General features: G+C 44.4%; 19 protein-coding genes. 15 read left to right on the top strand and 4 right to left on the bottom strand.

The annotated features are described in order from the left end of the window. The first annotated feature begins 91 nt into the window (after window positions 1-91). The 5 genes from rpe to rplI all read left to right on the top strand — a co-directional run bounded on the left by rpe (window position 92) and on the right by rplI (window position 2438). A complete protein-coding gene (gene rpe, locus R7Q46_RS23195) occupies window positions 92-763 on the top strand; it encodes a ribulose-phosphate 3-epimerase (RefSeq protein WP_005381300.1) in 672 nt (223 codons plus the stop codon). Between the two features lie 244 nt (window positions 764-1007). Further along, complete coding sequence (gene rpsF, locus R7Q46_RS23190; RefSeq protein WP_005381299.1) at window positions 1008-1397, top strand: 30S ribosomal protein S6; 390 nt, start codon at window positions 1008-1010, stop codon at window positions 1395-1397. An 8-nt stretch (window positions 1398-1405) separates the two neighbouring features. Next, window positions 1406-1708, top strand: coding sequence for a primosomal replication protein N (priB, locus tag R7Q46_RS23185; RefSeq protein WP_005381298.1), 303 nt, complete (start codon window positions 1406-1408; stop codon window positions 1706-1708). Between the two features lie 16 nt (window positions 1709-1724). Next, entirely contained in the window at window positions 1725-1952 is a 228-nt protein-coding gene (gene rpsR, locus R7Q46_RS23180; protein WP_000090472.1) for a 30S ribosomal protein S18, read from the top strand. A 33-nt stretch (window positions 1953-1985) separates the two neighbouring features. Continuing rightward, entirely contained in the window at window positions 1986-2438 is a 453-nt protein-coding gene (rplI, locus tag R7Q46_RS23175) for a 50S ribosomal protein L9 (RefSeq protein WP_005382760.1), read from the top strand. 77 nt (window positions 2439-2515) lie between these two features. Here rplI and R7Q46_RS23170 read toward each other — a convergent pair whose 3' ends face one another. Next, window positions 2516-3280: a DUF481 domain-containing protein gene (locus R7Q46_RS23170; RefSeq protein WP_213872103.1), complete on the bottom strand. Its 765-nt coding sequence runs from the start codon at window positions 3278-3280 to the stop codon at window positions 2516-2518. A gap of 221 nt (window positions 3281-3501) precedes the next feature. Between R7Q46_RS23170 and R7Q46_RS23165 the strand changes: the two genes are divergently transcribed. Continuing rightward, window positions 3502-4902 (top strand): replicative DNA helicase, encoded by a 1401-nt coding sequence (locus R7Q46_RS23165; protein WP_005382759.1) that lies wholly within the window; start codon window positions 3502-3504, stop codon window positions 4900-4902. A 13-nt stretch (window positions 4903-4915) separates the two neighbouring features. Next, window positions 4916-5992 (top strand): alanine racemase, encoded by a 1077-nt coding sequence (alr, locus tag R7Q46_RS23160; RefSeq protein ID WP_031777284.1) that lies wholly within the window; start codon window positions 4916-4918, stop codon window positions 5990-5992. A gap of 38 nt (window positions 5993-6030) precedes the next feature. Here alr and R7Q46_RS23155 read toward each other — a convergent pair whose 3' ends face one another. Beyond that, window positions 6031-6450: a secondary thiamine-phosphate synthase enzyme YjbQ gene (locus tag R7Q46_RS23155; RefSeq protein ID WP_005381271.1), complete on the bottom strand. Its 420-nt coding sequence runs from the start codon at window positions 6448-6450 to the stop codon at window positions 6031-6033. 306 nt (window positions 6451-6756) lie between these two features. Here R7Q46_RS23155 and pgi point away from each other — a divergent pair, with 306 nt between their 5' ends. After that, a complete protein-coding gene (pgi, locus tag R7Q46_RS23150; RefSeq protein WP_005381270.1) occupies window positions 6757-8409 on the top strand; it encodes a glucose-6-phosphate isomerase in 1653 nt (550 codons plus the stop codon). Window positions 8410-8508: 99 nt separating this feature from the next. On the opposite strand, the gene R7Q46_RS23145 is transcribed toward pgi, so the two are convergent. Continuing rightward, window positions 8509-8970, bottom strand: a complete 462-nt coding sequence (locus R7Q46_RS23145; RefSeq protein ID WP_005381269.1) for a chemotaxis protein CheX — start codon at window positions 8968-8970, stop codon at window positions 8509-8511. A 9-nt stretch (window positions 8971-8979) separates the two neighbouring features. After that, window positions 8980-9444 carry a zinc uptake transcriptional repressor Zur gene (gene zur / locus R7Q46_RS23140; RefSeq protein WP_005381268.1) on the bottom strand — a complete coding sequence of 155 codons (465 nt, stop codon included), beginning with the start codon at window positions 9442-9444 and terminating at the stop codon, window positions 8980-8982. A gap of 321 nt (window positions 9445-9765) precedes the next feature. Between zur and dusA the strand changes: the two genes are divergently transcribed. The 7 genes from dusA (at window position 9766) to R7Q46_RS23105 (ending at window position 16769) form a co-directional block, all read left to right on the top strand. Continuing rightward, a complete protein-coding gene (gene dusA / locus R7Q46_RS23135; protein ID WP_017821727.1) occupies window positions 9766-10746 on the top strand; it encodes a tRNA dihydrouridine(20/20a) synthase DusA in 981 nt (326 codons plus the stop codon). Between the two features lie 164 nt (window positions 10747-10910). After that, window positions 10911-11126: an envelope stress response protein PspG gene (pspG, locus tag R7Q46_RS23130; RefSeq protein WP_005381266.1), complete on the top strand. Its 216-nt coding sequence runs from the start codon at window positions 10911-10913 to the stop codon at window positions 11124-11126. A gap of 98 nt (window positions 11127-11224) precedes the next feature. Further along, window positions 11225-11884 (top strand): TIGR04219 family outer membrane beta-barrel protein, encoded by a 660-nt coding sequence (locus R7Q46_RS23125; protein WP_213872104.1) that lies wholly within the window; start codon window positions 11225-11227, stop codon window positions 11882-11884. A 157-nt stretch (window positions 11885-12041) separates the two neighbouring features. Then, window positions 12042-12272, top strand: a complete 231-nt coding sequence (locus R7Q46_RS23120) for a hypothetical protein (protein ID WP_005381264.1) — start codon at window positions 12042-12044, stop codon at window positions 12270-12272. A gap of 117 nt (window positions 12273-12389) precedes the next feature. Further along, window positions 12390-14261: an assimilatory sulfite reductase (NADPH) flavoprotein subunit gene (locus R7Q46_RS23115; protein ID WP_017633538.1), complete on the top strand. Its 1872-nt coding sequence runs from the start codon at window positions 12390-12392 to the stop codon at window positions 14259-14261. Beyond that, the gene (cysI, locus tag R7Q46_RS23110) at window positions 14261-15997 is read left to right on the top strand and encodes an assimilatory sulfite reductase (NADPH) hemoprotein subunit (protein WP_213872105.1); all 1737 of its coding nucleotides are present in this window, start codon (window positions 14261-14263) and stop codon (window positions 15995-15997) included. Before R7Q46_RS23115 ends, cysI begins: the two co-directional genes overlap by 1 nt. Beyond that, window positions 15990-16769, top strand: a complete 780-nt coding sequence (locus R7Q46_RS23105; protein WP_054729680.1) for a phosphoadenylyl-sulfate reductase — start codon at window positions 15990-15992, stop codon at window positions 16767-16769. Before cysI ends, R7Q46_RS23105 begins: the two co-directional genes overlap by 8 nt. Window positions 16770-17304 lie beyond the last annotated feature (535 nt).

Genomic DNA, 17304 nt, shown 5'->3' with positions numbered 1-17304 from the left:
TCTCACACTATTATATCTAAATAGTGGATCTCCCCACTGGCTTCGGTAGAATTGCGCGCAGATTGTTTGCTCATTACTACTGAGGTCAGGTATGAAAGATTTTCTTATTGCTCCATCCATTTTATCGGCAGATTTTGCTCGTCTCGGTGAAGATGTAGAAAAAGTACTCGCAGCGGGTGCGGATGTGGTGCATTTCGACGTTATGGATAACCACTATGTACCAAACCTGACTTTTGGTGCGCCTGTGTGTAAAGCACTACGCGATTATGGCATCACAGCGCCAATCGATGTTCACCTAATGGTGAAACCCGTTGACCGTATTATTCCTGATTTCGCAAAAGCGGGTGCGTCGATGATTACGTTCCATGTAGAAGCTTCTGATCATGTAGACCGTACACTGCAGTTAATTAAAGAGCACGGCTGTCAGGCTGGTGTGGTACTAAACCCAGCAACGCCACTTGCAAGTCTTGAGTTTATTATGGATAAAGTCGACATGATTCTACTGATGTCGGTAAACCCTGGTTTTGGTGGTCAATCATTCATTCCTCATACACTAGATAAACTGCGTGCCGTTCGTAAGATGATTGACGAGTCTGGCCGTGATATCCGCTTAGAAATCGATGGCGGTGTGAAGGTTGACAACATTCGTGAAATTGCAGAAGCGGGCGCAGACATGTTTGTCGCAGGCTCGGCGATTTTCGGTGAGCCAGATTACAAACAAGTGATCGATCAAATGCGCGCTGAACTGGCTGAAGTTAAATAAGCACCGATAAGCCAACGCAATAACACGCTGATTTTAAAGGCTGCTAGCTTGTTGGCAGCCTTTGTGTTTTCTAGTATTAGAAGAAATTAAATATCCGCTGCGCTGAGCAAATAATCACTTGCCTATTTTACGCCCTTTCTGTACTATTCGTGCTCCTTAAACTCAGTCAATTATCTTTAGTTCCTTGCTTCCTCTGGACGACTGAGCCATTTGTGGAAGCTGAATAATCCGTAAGGAGCAACCAATGCGTCATTACGAAATCGTATTCATGGTGCACCCAGATCAAAGCGAGCAAGTTGCTGGCATGATCGAGCGTTACACTGGTTCAATCACTGAAGCTGGCGGTAAAATCCACCGTCTAGAAGACTGGGGCCGTCGTCAACTGGCTTACCCAATCAACAAGCTTCACAAAGCTCACTACGTTCTTATGAACGTTGAAGCTGACCAAGCTGTAATTGATGAGCTAGAAACTGCTTTCCGTTTCAACGATGCAGTTCTACGTAACATGATCATGCGTACTAAAGCAGCGATCACTGAGCAATCTATCATGCTTAAGCAAAAAGAAGAGCGTGCTCCACGTCGTGAAGAGCGTTCTGAAGCTAAGCCTGAAGCTAAGTCAGAAGCTGCTGAGTAAGTTTTCTTATGGCCAATCGAATGGAGCTGAGCGGCACCATTGCCAAACCGCCCATTCGTAGTAAAAGCCCTGGTGGCATTGAACACTGTCGGTTTTGGCTGGAGCATCGCTCTACTATTATCGAAGCTGACTTACCTCGACAAGTTTATTGTCGTATGCCGGTAGTCGTCAGCGGGCTTGGGTCACAAGCACTAACTCAGAATTTAGTTCAAGGCAGTAACATTAAGGTAAGTGGTTTTGTCACTTATCAAACCGGCCGAAATGGCGTGGGAAAATTAGTGTTACACGCCGACAACATTACTCAAATTTAAGATCAGGAGATAGCCCATGGCTCGTTTCTTCCGTCGTCGTAAATTCTGCCGTTTCACTGCAGAAGGCGTACAAGAGATTGATTACAAAGACGTAGCAACTCTTAAAAACTACATCACTGAAGCTGGTAAAATCGTACCTAGCCGTATCACTGGTACAAGCGCTAAGTACCAGCGTCAACTAGCACGTGCTATCAAGCGTTCACGCTACCTAGCTCTACTACCGTACACTGACAAGCATCAGTAATCGGTTCATTTTATTAAGAAAGAGGATTAAGCAATGCAAGTTATTCTACTTGATAAAATTGGTAACCTAGGTGGTCTTGGCGATACTGCAAACGTTAAATCTGGCTACGCTCGTAACTTCCTTATCCCACAAGGTAAAGCAGTTATGGCAACTAAAGCTAACGTTGAAATGTTTGAAGCTCGTCGTGCTGAACTAGAAGCTAAAGTTGCTGAGCAACTAGCTGCTGCAGAAGCTCGCGCAGAGAAAGTTAACGCTCTAGAAGCGGTAGTTATCGCTTCTAAAGCTGGTGACGAAGGCAAACTATTCGGTTCTATCGGTACTCGTGACATCGCTGACGCTATCACAGCTGCAGGCGTTGAAGTTGCTAAGAGCGAAGTTCGCCTTCCTGAAGGTGCTCTACGTAACACTGGTGAGTTCGAGATCAGCGTTCAACTTCACTCTGAAGTTTTCGCGACAGTTAACCTACAAGTTGTTGCTGCTGAGTAATTCAGTATCAAGACGAAATACTAAAAAGCACCTCCTTGGAGGTGCTTTTTTTATTTCTAAAACTGAGAGAAAAAGGGTTAAAAAGCGAAAAGTAAATTAACGGAAAATACGCTGTCCGCTTTGCTTAAGCCTTCAGGCACTTTATTGTGATACTGACGAGAGTGCGCCAGTTTCAGTGCAATATCTTCAGTAATATCATTGGTTACACTGAGTTCACTATCAGTACGTGTGTTACTTCTACCTGTTACCAACGTAATATCAGCTGCGAAACTTAAATTATCCAACGCATGCCAAGTTGTGTTGATATTTCCTCGAAAAATGCCTTCTCTAACGATATCGGGAAAGACAATATCGTCATCATCTATTTCGTCTAAGTTTGGCTCTTGATAGCGAAAACCAGGGCCTACCTCTACCTCTAAAATGAAGTTCTCAGTGTAGGAGAACTGGTAACCCAAACCACCTGACAACGTATAGTCTTTAAAATAAGCACTGTAGCGAGAATCCACCCCTTTAAAGCTGCCATACAAATATGTCTTAGGGCCTAACTTGTAGTCACTCTGTAGGGAGTAGGTGGATGAGCGTTTGTCTTCTTCACCGTCTTTGTACAAGTTGTAGTACTTCCATTCACCATTAGAACGGTGTCGACCTGACGTATATTCAGCACTCAAACGAGCATTCAGGGAACGAGAGTCCGTGTTACCTGTGTGAGCTTGATAGCCGAACTCCACCTCGGTTTTTAGTGGGTCGGGTACATCAATATTTTGCTCTGGCTGTACTGATTCGTCAGCATACGATGCACTAGCGCACAGTAGGCTAAAGCTAAGTAACCAGTATCGGGACACATCAACCTCGAACGTAATCAAAAAGGAGGGGCATGATACTGATACAGATATTTGGTTGGGTCAATGGTAGGTTAATTTTTATTAGAGCTAGGCGGAAGAACCAGGCTATTACCCGGATGGTTCACATGATGATTTCTTAACAAGTAATTGTCGCTTCGGGGAAGCATCTCAGCTAGGTTAAGGTTATAATCGTGGGTCAATAGTAGTTATCGAGCAAAGTCATGGCGGAAAACAGAAATCGCAAACCTTCAGACAGTCAGGTCGACGCAATCAAAGTGCCACCTCACTCACTAGAAGCCGAGCAATCAGTAATTGGTGGTCTTTTACTGGATAATGAACGTTGGGACACCGTTGCCGAACGTGTTGTGAGCAGTGATTTCTATAGTCGTCCACACCGCCTGATTTTTGAAGGTGTAAAAACCATTCTTGAAGCGGGTAAACCTCTCGATCTTATTACTTTATCGGAATATCTAGAGCGTCACGAGTTGTTAGAAGATGTAGGCGGTTTTGCTTACCTCGCTGACTTGGCGAAGAATACGCCAAGTGCAGCTAACATCAATGCGTATGCTGATATTGTCGCTGAGCGCGCGATTGTTCGTGGCCTTATTGGTGTCGCGAATGAAATTGCGGACGCGGGCTATGACCCTCAAGGTCGCAGTTCTGAAGATTTAATAGACATGGCGGAGAGTAAAGTTTTTGCTATCGCCGAGTCTCGAACTAGTGAAAACGAAGGACCACAAAACGTCGACAACATCCTCGAAAAGACGTTAGAACGTATCGAGTTGTTGTATAAAACGCCACAAGATGGTGTTACCGGGGTCGATACCGGTTTCACCGATCTCAATAAGAAAACCGCAGGTTTGCAAGGCTCTGATTTGGTGATTGTCGCAGCGCGTCCATCGATGGGTAAAACGACCTTTGCAATGAACTTGTGTGAAAATGCGGCCATGCAACAAGAAAAGCCCGTACTTATTTTCTCGTTAGAGATGCCAGCTGAACAGTTGATGATGCGTATGTTGGCCTCTTTGTCTCGTGTTGACCAAACCAAGATCCGTACGGGTCAGCTAGATGACGAAGATTGGGCGCGTATTTCTTCTACTATGGGTATCCTGATGCAGAAGAAAAATATGTACATTGATGATAGCTCTGGTCTAACTCCGACCGAAGTGCGTTCGCGCGCTCGCCGTATCGCTCGTGAACATGGCGGTCTATCTATGATCATGGTCGACTACCTTCAGTTGATGCGCGTGCCTTCGTTAACCGATAACCGTACTCTTGAGATTGCTGAGATCTCTCGCTCTCTTAAGGCGCTGGCAAAAGAGCTAAATGTGCCTGTTGTGGCACTGTCGCAGCTAAACCGTTCCCTAGAGCAACGTGCGGATAAACGACCAGTAAACTCGGACTTGCGTGAATCCGGTTCCATCGAGCAGGATGCCGACTTGATCATGTTCATCTACCGTGATGAGGTTTATCACCCAGATAGTCCGTACAAAGGTACGGCCGAAATCATTATTGGTAAACAGCGTAACGGTCCTATCGGCTCTGTTCGCCTCACTTTCCAAGGTCAACATTCGCGTTTCGACAACTACGCGGGTCCTGCATTCGATATTGATGATGAGTAATTCCATGAGCTATATGAAAGCGGCCAAGGCGTGCATTGATTTGTCTGCGTTGCAGCACAACTTACAGCGCGTAAAAGCTCAAGCGCCACAAAGTAAAGTGATGGCTGTCGTCAAGGCCAATGGTTATGGTCACGGATTACGTCATGTCGCAAAACATGCTAACCATGCGGATGCGTTTGGCGTGGCTCGCATTGAAGAAGCATTGCAACTGCGCGCTTGTGGAGTAGTAAAGCCGATTCTATTGCTAGAAGGTTTTTACTCTCCTGGTGATTTACCTGTTCTTGTGACGAACAACATCCAAACCGTGGTGCACTGTGAAGAGCAGCTTATCGCCTTGGAGCAAGCAGACCTTGAAACTCCGGTTGTCGTGTGGCTGAAGATTGACAGTGGCATGCACCGCCTTGGGGTTCGTCCTGAACAATATGACGAGTTTGTAACGCGGCTGAAGGAGTGTCCAAATGTAGCGAAACCGTTGCGTTACATGAGCCACTTTGGCTGTGCAGATGAGCTGGATAGCGATATTACCCCACAACAGATTGAGCTGTTTAAATCGTTGACTTCTGGTTGCCAAGGGGAACGTTCACTGGCGGCATCTGCGGGGTTATTGGCATGGCCTCAAAGCCATTTAGATTGGGTTCGTCCGGGTATTATCATGTATGGTGTGTCGCCATTCGATGACAAAACGGCGCAAGATCTTGGGTATCAGCCTGTCATGACACTTAAATCCCACCTTATTGCGGTACGTGAAGTGAAGAAGGGCGAAAGTGTTGGCTATGGTGGTATTTGGACCAGTGAGCGAGATACAAAAGTTGGGGTCATCGCTGTAGGGTATGGCGACGGTTACCCAAGAAGTGCTCCAAACGGTACGCCGGTGTGGGTTAATGGCCGTAAAGTACCTATTGCAGGTCGAGTTTCCATGGATATGCTGACGGTCGATTTGGGACCAGACGCAACGGATAAAGTCAGCGACGAAGCGATTCTTTGGGGGAAAGAGCTCCCAGTAGAAGAAGTGGCGGGTCACATTGGTACGATTGCGTATGAACTCGTGACTAAGCTAACGCCTCGCGTCGAGATGGAATACTCCAAGTAAACAACGAAAGGCTAACCCAAGGTTAGCCTTTGTTTTATCTACTCACCGTTAATCGTAGCAATAACGCGGCGGCCGCCACCAAAGTCTCGATGCTCACCCAAGTAAATACCTTGCCATGTTCCTAAAGCTAATCGACCATTTTGGATTGGTACCGTCACACTACTGCCAAGCAGTGATGCTTTAATATGTGCCGGCATGTCGTCGTCACCTTCATAGGTGTGCTGATAATAAGGAGCACGCTCTGGCACAAACTTATTGAAGTGCGCTTCCATGTCCATACGCACGGTTGGATCAGCATTCTCATTTAAGGTCAAACTGGCGGAGGTGTGCTGAATAAATAAGTGTAATAAACCTACTGAAAGTTCGTTTATTTGTGGTAATTGTTGTTCAATTTCATCAGTTATCAGGTGAAAACCGCGGCTTCTCGCTTTTAATTGCAGTGTTTTTTGTGCCCACATACGTGTTCCTTTGGAAATTTATAAATTGGCGTCTATCCTATTCCAATTAGAGCCTGTCATTAGTAAATGATATGATTCTTGTCATCGTAAATGAATTGTTCAATTTCAGGGCAGGGAACGTGACCTAACTCAATGTGAGTGTAAAAGCTCTCGGTCATAATTGGCGCCTGAAAAAAAATTACAAAGACTTGTTTTGTGGCAATTTGCCCAAACATCTAATTTATATTCTATTTGCTAAATCGGGGATTCCACAGTTTTCGCTAGACTGTAAGGAATGGAACCTACTGTAACATCGGGATAAAGACCATGTTGAAAAATATCAATCCAACGCAAACACAAGCTTGGAAAGCGCTAACGGCGCATTTCGAATCTGCACAAGATATGGATCTTAAAGAGCTGTTTGCTCAAGACGCAGCGCGTTTCGACAAATACTCTGCACGTTTCGGCTCAGACATCCTAGTCGATTACTCAAAGAACCTCATCAATGAGGAAACTCTGAAGCACCTGTTTGCTCTTGCGAAAGAGACCGAGCTGAAATCTGCAATTGAAGCGATGTTCAGTGGTGAAGCGATCAACCAAACAGAAGGTCGCGCTGTTCTTCACACTGCACTACGTAACCGCGCTAATACTCCAGTTATGGTAGACGGCGAAGACGTAATGCCAGCAGTGAACGCGGTTCTAGAAAAAATGAAATCATTCACTGAGCGCGTTATCGGCGGTGAATGGAAAGGTTACACAGGCAAAGCAATTACTGATATTGTGAACATCGGTATCGGCGGTTCTGACCTTGGCCCTTACATGGTGACGGAAGCTCTAGCGCCATACAAAAATCATCTAAACCTTCACTTCGTATCTAACGTTGATGGTACACACATCGTTGAAACGTTGAAGAAAGTTAACCCAGAAACGACGTTATTCTTGATCGCGTCTAAGACGTTTACAACGCAAGAAACCATGACTAACGCGCACACTGCTCGTGATTGGTTCCTAGAATCTGCGGGTGATCAGGCTCATGTGGCTAAACACTTTGCTGCGCTTTCAACAAACGCGACAGCCGTGTCTGAATTTGGTATCGATACAGCGAACATGTTTGAATTCTGGGACTGGGTTGGTGGCCGTTACTCACTATGGTCTGCGATCGGTCTATCAATTGCACTAGCAGTAGGTTTCGACAACTTTGTTGAGTTGCTTGATGGTGCTCACGAGATGGACAAGCACTTCGTATCAACAGATCTAGAAAGCAATATTCCAGTGATTCTTGCTTTGATTGGTATTTGGTACAACAACTTCCACGGTGCGGAGTCAGAAGCTATCCTACCTTACGATCAATACATGCACCGTTTTGCAGCATATTTCCAGCAAGGCAACATGGAATCAAACGGTAAATACGTTGACCGTGACGGCAATGCTGTAACTTACCAAACAGGCCCAATCATTTGGGGTGAACCAGGTACCAACGGTCAGCACGCGTTCTACCAGCTAATTCACCAAGGTACTAAGCTTATCCCATGTGACTTCATTGCACCTGCAATTAGCCACAACCCAGCTAGCGATCATCACCAAAAACTGATGTCTAACTTCTTCGCGCAAACTGAAGCTCTAGCGTTTGGTAAAAATGAAGAAACCGTGAAAGAAGAGTTGGTGAAAGTAGGTAAGAATGCTGAAGAAGTGGCAGCGATTGCGCCATTCAAAGTGTTTGAAGGTAACCGTCCAACAAACTCTATTCTAGTGAAGCAAATCACGCCTCGTACGCTAGGTAACTTGATCGCAATGTACGAACACAAAATTTTCGTACAAGGTGTTATCTGGAATATCTTCAGCTTTGACCAGTGGGGCGTGGAGCTAGGTAAACAACTGGCTAACCAAATCCTACCTGAGCTTGCAGACGAGTCTCAAATCAGCTCGCATGACAGCTCAACAAACGGTCTAATCAACGCATTTAAAGCGTTCAAAGCTTAATGTTTGAATAGATAAAGAAAAGGTCAGCAAATGCTGACCTTTTTATTGCCTGAGGCAAAAACAAAATAGGTTGGCCAGTGCCAACCTATTTTTTCTCTTTTATTCGAAGCAAATTTCGATAAAGGCATTTCCCCATTGGGAAGAGAAAGGCATGATAATAATTGAGCCTTCACACTTGTGGCGAATCGTATGACCTCGGCCCGAAACCACAACCGGTGTTGCCATATCAAAGTCAAAACCACTTTCTGCCAGAATGCGTTTCGCACCACCAGTAACCATGTTGGTGATCTCACCCACCATATCGGTCACTTCTTCATTGAGCCCATTTGGACGTTCACCAAGCATGTTCTGCATGATTTCTAGGGCGAGTGCTTCATCAAAGGTGATCGACATTGAACCACGAGTTTGTGGGCCTACCATACCAATCAGACCAGAAACGTCACCTCGTGCGATCTCATCTTTTTTGATTCGCGGTTTTTGTGGCTTCAGCTCAAGAGAAGCCATAGTTTTTAGCACGTTCATTAAAGAAGCTAAAAACGGGTTTACAAATTCAGCGCGCATAACGTTCTTCTATACTTTTTCTTTCGTCTCGGAGGAACAGGCCTGGCATTCACCATGAGTTTCAATAACTTGGTTGGTCAGTTTGAATCCATGCTTCTCGGCGTTTTCGGCTAACAAGGATATCAGCGTCTCATCTTCGAGTTCAACGACATCACCACATTTATCGCAAATTAGTAATTGGAAAAAGTGCTGCTGAGTATTGAAAGAACAACAAGTAATAAAGCTATTTGTCGATTCCACTCGGTGGATGAAGCCTTGCTCTAGGAGAAAATCTAATGCTCGATAAACAGTGGGCGGCTTAGCCTGAGGCTCACTCTCTTTTAGTTGCTCCAATAGCTCATACGCACTTGAGGCGCGGCGATTAGAACAAATGAGTTCAAATACGCGTCGGCGTTGCGGAGTCAGTCGTACTCCACGCTCTGCGCAGATACTTTCAATTTGTTCAATGATTGTTGGGTTCAAACCTTTCACCATAACTATCGGACGTGCTCTATGATAAATCATTTCTATACGAAGTTCGTTTAGAAATGCTTCATTTTACCCACTATCAGAACGAAAATCATGAATTAAAGCAAGTCGGTGGTGGTGTGAAGGCGGAATAATCATCACAGAATGAATCAACGAATGACAGATTCGTATTACTTCTGCGTATTCCTAAGCACTTGGCTAGTCAGCCAACCAAATCATTCTCGCTGAAACTAGCACCCAGAGGTGCTTGGGTATACAATACCCGACTTATTTTTTGAGCGTACTGCTGCGCTCGACCTTGGCAACATAAAAACGGGTGTTTATATCATGACTCATTCTTGCAGGCTCTCCGTAGCACCAATGTTAGACTGGACTGATCGTCATTGTCGCTACTTCCATCGCTTAATGACCAAAGAAACCCTGCTGTACACTGAAATGGTGACGACAGGTGCGATCATTCATGGAAAAGGAGATTTCCTGGCTTATAACGAAGAAGAGCATCCGTTAGCCCTTCAACTTGGTGGTTCAAACCCAGCAGATTTGGCTACGTGTGCCAAGCTAGCGCAAGAGCGTGGCTACGATGAGATTAACCTAAATGTGGGGTGTCCATCTGACCGCGTACAAAATGGTCGCTTCGGTGCTTGCCTAATGGCTGAACCGCAGTTAGTTGCGGATTGTGTCGCAGCAATGAAAGACGTGGTCGATATCCCTGTAACAGTAAAGACTCGCATTGGTATTGATGATCAAGACTCCTACGAGTTCCTAACGGATTTCGTTTCTATTGTTTCAGAAAAGGGTGGCTGTGAGCAGTTCACTATCCACGCACGTAAAGCATGGTTAAGTGGTCTAAGCCCAAAAGAAAACCGCGAGATCCCACCATTGGATTACCCACGCGCTTACCAATTGAAGCAAGACTTCTCACACCTAACGATTGCGATTAACGGTGGCGTGAAATCATTAGAAGAAGCAAAAGCACATCTTCAGCATCTTGACGGTGTGATGATTGGTCGTGAAGCATACCAAAGCCCATATTTACTGGCATCGGTAGACCAAGAGTTGTTTGGCTCTAATGCTCCAGTGAAGAAACGCAGCGAAATTGTTGAAGAGATGTACCCATACATTGAAGCGCAATTAGCGAAAGGTGCGTACCTTGGTCATATTACCCGCCACATGTTAGGTTTGTTCCAAAGCATGCCCGGTGCTCGTCAATGGCGTCGTCATATCAGTGAAAATGCGCACAAACCAGGTTCTGGTCTAGAAGTATTGCAAGACGCGCTAGCTAAGATTCCAAAAGAATTGAATGTGTAAAATTCGCCAGTGAATGGCTAAAATTACCAACTAAAGAATGATAAAGCCAGAGTGCAGAAATGCCTCTGGCTTTGTTTTTTTATTAAAAATCATAGTCTTAAATTCATTTCTGTAAGTTGGTATGGAAACTGCTCTGTTTATTGAAAACAAATGGAGAAGTGATTATGTTGGAGCTAATCTTTATTTTAGTCTTTGCGGCGACCTTGTTGGTTACGGGTATCACAATGATGACCGTATTCGCAGCAACTGGTATTGCGTTAGTTGTGATGTTTTTACTGGGAATGGTTGGAGCGGTACTCAAACTATTACCATGGTTAATCGTGATTGCATTGGGTATTTGGTTCTTCAAGAATTACGTTGCTCAGCCCCGCTATAAATAATGAGTAACATCATTTAGTTGATGGAGAGGCGTGAGAATATGGTATATTTCCTCTCACGTCCTCTACGTGAATATCAGCTATCTCGGAGTAAATACTACATGACAAATAAAGCGAACATCGCTTTAACGGCATTATCGTTGGCAGTATCTTTTCCTGTTTTTGCAGAGTACTCTGTATCGACAAAAGTCGGCGCAGAGGTATGGGCTGCCGACACTAAAGTTAATGAAGTGAGACGAGATAGCAGTACCGCAGGCACTTTTTACGCGGCGATTGAACATGATGTTAAATATGTCCCTAATGCGCGCCTTCGTTACTCAAGTGTTGATGCGGATTACATGGGGTTCGATAAGCTCGATTTAACCTTGTATTACCACGTTCTAGAGCATGATTTATTGCACTTTGATGCGGGTCTCACGTTCAGTAATTTAAGTGACACTAAATACATTGATGCTGGCTCAAGCTGGCGTGTAGAAGAATTTGATGAGCTGATTTGGGCTTGGTATGGTTACGCAGAAATTCAAGTTCCGGATACAAACTTTGATGTGATTGGTGAGATAAACTTTGGTGACAACAAAGGTATCAAAAGCACCGATTTCATGGCAGGTGTTCAATACAATGTACCGCTCGAAAAAGCTCGACTGGCTTTTCGTGGAGGTTACCGTGTGATTGATTTAGAGTCCGATAAATTCATGTCGGATCTAGGGAAAGAGTTTATTTTTGCTAACGGCTTCTTTGTGAGTGCGGAATACGCGTTCTAAATTCAGCCATGTTAGATATTCGATTTACTTAAAACGTCGCTTTATAAGCGGCGTTTTTTTATATCACTTCATTATATCTAATCGAAATTTCTCCCTATTTGGCTGACTTAGACCATGCTTACCTAGGAGCAATGTGAAAGTTAAAGCAGGGATAGCGATGACAATAAATGAACTAAGACATCTATTCCGTGAAAATCAGCTTATCGAAGCGATTATTGAGCCTGCAATCCAAGAGGGTGGTTGGGTTGTAGAGTTCAGACATGCGCGCGGTGGTTTTGTTTTTCTAACGGACAGTCACGGCGAAGAATGTCTTTATGAAGATTTGGATACTGCGTCAAAATCGGCAATGGCAGTAGGCTTTCAACAAGTCCGCATTGAAGATCGATGAGCAAAAAGTAAGCCGTTCTTACTTCCAAAAAGTTATAAAACATTCACTTCTATTCTTTCTTGTTATTAAGGAGAGTGGGTACTCTATCGTCACGCAATGAATAGGGATGTCGTGATAATGTCTTTTCAAAAGAATGAGTATTCTCACAAGAATGTGTCTGAAGATAATAATGGGCAAGGAGGAAATCCTCCAATCGCAAGCCCTCTGAATGACCAACAAATTAGCTCACTCCAACAAACTGTCTCTGAGTTGTCTTCACAGCAACTTGCTTGGGTCAGTGGGTATTTTTGGGGATTAGCTCAAAATCAACCAAACACAGCGGTAACGCCAATTGCACAAGCAACGGCAGCCGTATCAGCGAAGCCAGCAGGTAAGTTGAGTATTATTTTTGCTTCCCAAACGGGCAATGCTAAAGGTGTTGCTGAAGCTCTGGAACAGGAAGCAAAAGCAGAAGGAATTGCAGTCGAACTTTTTGATGCAAGCGATTACAAAGGTAAAAACTTAGCCAAAGAAACGCATGTCATTATTGTGGCATCGACTAACGGCGAAGGCGAAGCGCCAGACAATGCCATTGAGCTACATGAGTTTTTGCAATCGAAGAAGGCTCCTAAGCTGCCAAACCTGCAATATGGTGTTATTGCATTGGGAGATTCTAGCTACGAGTTCTTCTGTCAGACCGGTAAAGACTTCGACACTTACCTATCAAAGCTAGGCGCGACTCCATTTATCGAGCGTCTTGATTGCGATGTGGATTATGAAGCCCGCGCAACTGAATGGCGTAAGAATGCGTTAGACAAGGTAAAAGATACACTTTCTTCTGGCTCTGAAGCGGATGTGGTTCAACTTCCTGTGGGTCAAGCTGCGACTGCGCACTCTCCTTACAATAAACAAAATCCGTACACTGCGACGTTACTGACCAGTCAAAAAATCACGGGCCGTGACTCTGGAAAAGACGTTCGTCATATAGAAATCGACTTAGAAGGCTCGGGCTTAACGTATCAGCCAGGTGATGCACTAGGTGTGTGGTTTGAAAATAGCTCGGAACTTGCAAATGCCATTCTTGGTAAGGTCGGTTTGTCTGGGGTTGAGACTGTTGACGTTGATGGTGAAAGCTTGTCAATCCACAGTGCTCTTGTGAGTAAATATGAAATCACAACATCTAACCCGCAGCTCATCACAAAGTTTGCCGAGTTATCCGGTAGCAAGAAGCTACAAAAGTTAGTTGAAGATAAAGATAAGCTTCGCGAGTACTCTGCAAATACTCAAATCGTTGATGTACTGGCAGAAAAGAAAACCAAGTTAACCGCAGATGAGTTGATTGGTTTGCTTCGTCGTCTTACTCCACGCCTTTACTCTATTGCATCAAGCCAAGAAGAGGTCGATGAAGAAGTACACCTAACGGTTGCTTTGGTTGAGTACGAACAAAACGACGAAAAACGATATGGTGGTGCGTCTAGTTTCTTAGCACAGCGTCTCGAAGAGGGAGATGAAGTTAAAGTATTTGTTGAGCATAACAACAACTTTAAACTGCCGGAAGATGATAGCACTCCAATTATCATGGTTGGTCCTGGCACAGGGATCGCACCATTCCGTAGCTTTATTCAGGAACGTGAAAACCGCGATGCTGAAGGCAAAAACTGGTTGTTCTTTGGTGATCGCACGTTCACTCAAGACTTCTTGTACCAAGTGGAATGGCAAAAGTATCTCAAGTCAGGAGTACTAAGCCGATTGGATGTTGCCTTTAGTCGTGACCAAGTAGAAAAGGTTTACGTACAACATCGCATTTTAGAAAACGCAGCTCAAGTGTGGCAGTGGATCCAAGAAGGCGCTTATATCTATGTCTGCGGTGATGCAACGCGTATGGCAAAAGATGTGCACGACGCATTGGTTATCGTTGCTGAACAAGAAGGCAAGATGCCGCGTGACGATGCAGAACAATTTATTAATGACCTACGTAAAGCGAAACGTTATCAGAGGGATGTGTACTAATGACTTTTTCTACGGACAATAATAAGCAGGTTGTATTAGGTGAAGAGTTAGGGCCGCTATCTGATAACGAGCGCCTGAAGCGAGAAAGCAACTTATTACGTGGCACCATTGAGCAAGATTTACAGGACCGTATTACTGGTGGTTTTACTGCCGACAACTTCCAGTTGATTCGTTTCCACGGTATGTATCAACAAGACGATCGTGATATCCGTAATGAACGCACAAAGCAAAAACTGGAACCATTACATAATGTGATGCTTCGTGCTCGTATGCCTGGAGGCATCATCACGCCAACGCAATGGTTAGCGATCGACAAGTTCGCAACGGAGCACTCTTTATATGGAAGTATTCGTCTGACGACTCGCCAAACGTTCCAGTTTCATGGGGTATTAAAACCGAATATTAAGTTGATGCATCAAACGCTCAACAGTATTGGCATTGATTCGATTGCAACCGCGGGTGATGTAAACCGTAACGTGTTGTGTACCACTAACCCAGTGGAGTCAGAGTTACACCAAGAAGCTTACGAATGGGCGAAGAAGATCAGTGAGCATCTATTACCAAAGACGCGCGCTTATGCAGAGATTTGGCTAGACGGTGAAAAAGTAGAAAGCACAGAAGAAGACGAACCGATTCTAGGCAAGAACTACTTACCACGTAAGTTTAAAACCACAGTGGTTATCCCACCGCAAAATGACGTAGATGTACACGCTAACGATCTCAACTTCGTAGCGATTGCAGATAACGGCAAGCTGGTTGGTTTTAACGTCCTGGTCGGCGGCGGCTTAGCGATGACGCATGGCGATACATCAACTTATCCGCGCCGCGCTGACGACTTTGGCTTTATTCCGCTGGACAAGACACTTGATGTTGCCGCAGCTGTAGTAACAACTCAGCGTGATTGGGGTAACCGTTCAAACCGCAAAAATGCGAAAACGAAGTACACGTTAGATCGTGTAGGTAGCGATGTGTTTAAAGCGGAAGTCGAGAAACGTGCTGGTGTTAAGTTTGAGCAAAGCCGTCCATATGAATTCACAGAACGTGGTGACCGTATTGGCTGGGTAGAAGGAATTGATGGTAAATATCATTTAGCGCTTTTCATCGAAAATGGTCGCTTATTAGACTTTCCAGGTAAACCACTTAAGACGGGTGTTGCTGAAATTGCCAAAATCCACAAAGGCGATTTCCGCATGACAGCAAACCAAAACCTAATTGTTGCGGGTGTACCTAAAAACGAAAAAGCGAAGATTGAAAAGATCGCTCGTGAACATGGCTTAATGGACGACGGCGTAAGTGAACAGCGTAAGAACTCAATGGCTTGTGTTGCTTTTCCAACTTGTCCGCTAGCGATGGCAGAAGCTGAACGTTTCCTTCCTCAGTTTGTTACTGATATTGAGGGGATTCTGGAGAAGCACAACCTACCAGAAAATGACAACATCATTTTGCGTGTAACTGGGTGTCCAAATGGTTGTGGTCGCGCAATGTTGGCTGAAATTGGTCTAGTTGGCAAAGCGCCGGGTCGTTACAACTTGCACCTAGGTGGTAACCGTGCCGGTACTCGAGTACCAAAAATGTATAAAGAGAACATCACGGATAAGCAAATCTTAGAAGAGATTGATCTGCTGGTGGCCCGATGGTCGAAAGAGCGTGAAGAAGGCGAAGCCTTTGGCGATTTCACTATTCGTGCTGGCATTATCCAAGAAGTGCTCGTATCAAAGAGGGACTTTCATGCTTGATTCTGTAGCATCCAAGCTGGAGCTCACAGAGTTACTGACATTAACAAAGACGGAGCAAATCCTCCGTCTTGCTCAAATTAATGTCGAGCTCGAAAAGCTTTCAGCACAAGAGAGAGTAGCGTGGGCTTTAGATAATCTAGAAGGCGAGTTCGCGGTTTCTTCTAGTTTTGGTATTCAAGCCGCGGTTATGCTTCATTTAGTTACTCGCGCCAAAACGGACATCCCCGTCATTCTAACCGATACTGGTTACCTGTTTGCTGAGACGTACCGATTTATCGATGAGCTGACAGATGCTCTCAACCTAAATTTAAAAGTTTATCGAGCCAAAGAAAGTGCGAATTGGCAAGAAGCTCGATATGGAAAATTATGGGAGCAGGGTGTAGAGGGAATTGAAAAATACAACAAGCTCAATAAAGTTGAGCCGATGCGTCGAGCGTTAAAAGAGCTTAATGTTGGAACGTGGTTCTCTGGACTGCGTCGAGAGCAAAGTAAATCTCGTGCAGGTTTACCGATTCTATCAATTCAGAACGGTGTGTTTAAATTTCTACCAGTAATTGATTGGACTAATAAAGACGTTCATTACTACTTGGAACAACACGGCCTTAAATACCACCCATTGTGGGATGAAGGTTACCTTTCAGTTGGTGATACACATACCACTCGTAAATGGGAGCCGGGAATGTCAGAGGAAGAAACTCGATTCTTTGGCTTAAAGCGAGAATGTGGCCTACACGAAGATGATGGCTCCGAACAAGATGGGTCTGGCATATAGCCATAATACTCTTTAAATAGAGTTTAGGTTAAGTTTAATAAAGATAGCTGCAATAAAGCAGCTTTCTTTATTTATGGTACTTGAAAAATACGTCTCAAAGAACAACCCTGTGGATAAGTTGTGTGATAGTTTGGGGTAAAGTTGAATAAATAAAGGTTTGATCGAAAACTCATCGTTTAACCATTGTTTTTGCAATTTTTGAAAAATAACACTTGCCAATGTGAACGCGATCTCTATAATGCCTCCTCGTCGACAGGGCAAGGCCTCACAAGGGTTTAAGCGAAGTTGACAAGGCTGAAAAGAAAAACGAAATAATTTGAAGAAAGTGTTTGACACAATAAATTATCTCGCTAGAATGGCCGCCTCTTCTGAAGTGATGTCAATCACAAAGAAGAGTTGCTCTTTAACAATATAGACCTATCAATCTGTGTGGGCACTCGTTGATGATAATCCAATTAGATACTTCGGTATCAAATTAGGTTTCAATGAAACGAAGTGACCATTGAATCGAAAGATTCAGCACAGTCAATTCAAA

This window comes from Vibrio sp. 811, from assembly GCF_033339195.1.
The sequence above is the reverse complement of the archived record's forward strand: the minus strand, read 5'-3'. Positions and strand labels throughout refer to the sequence as shown.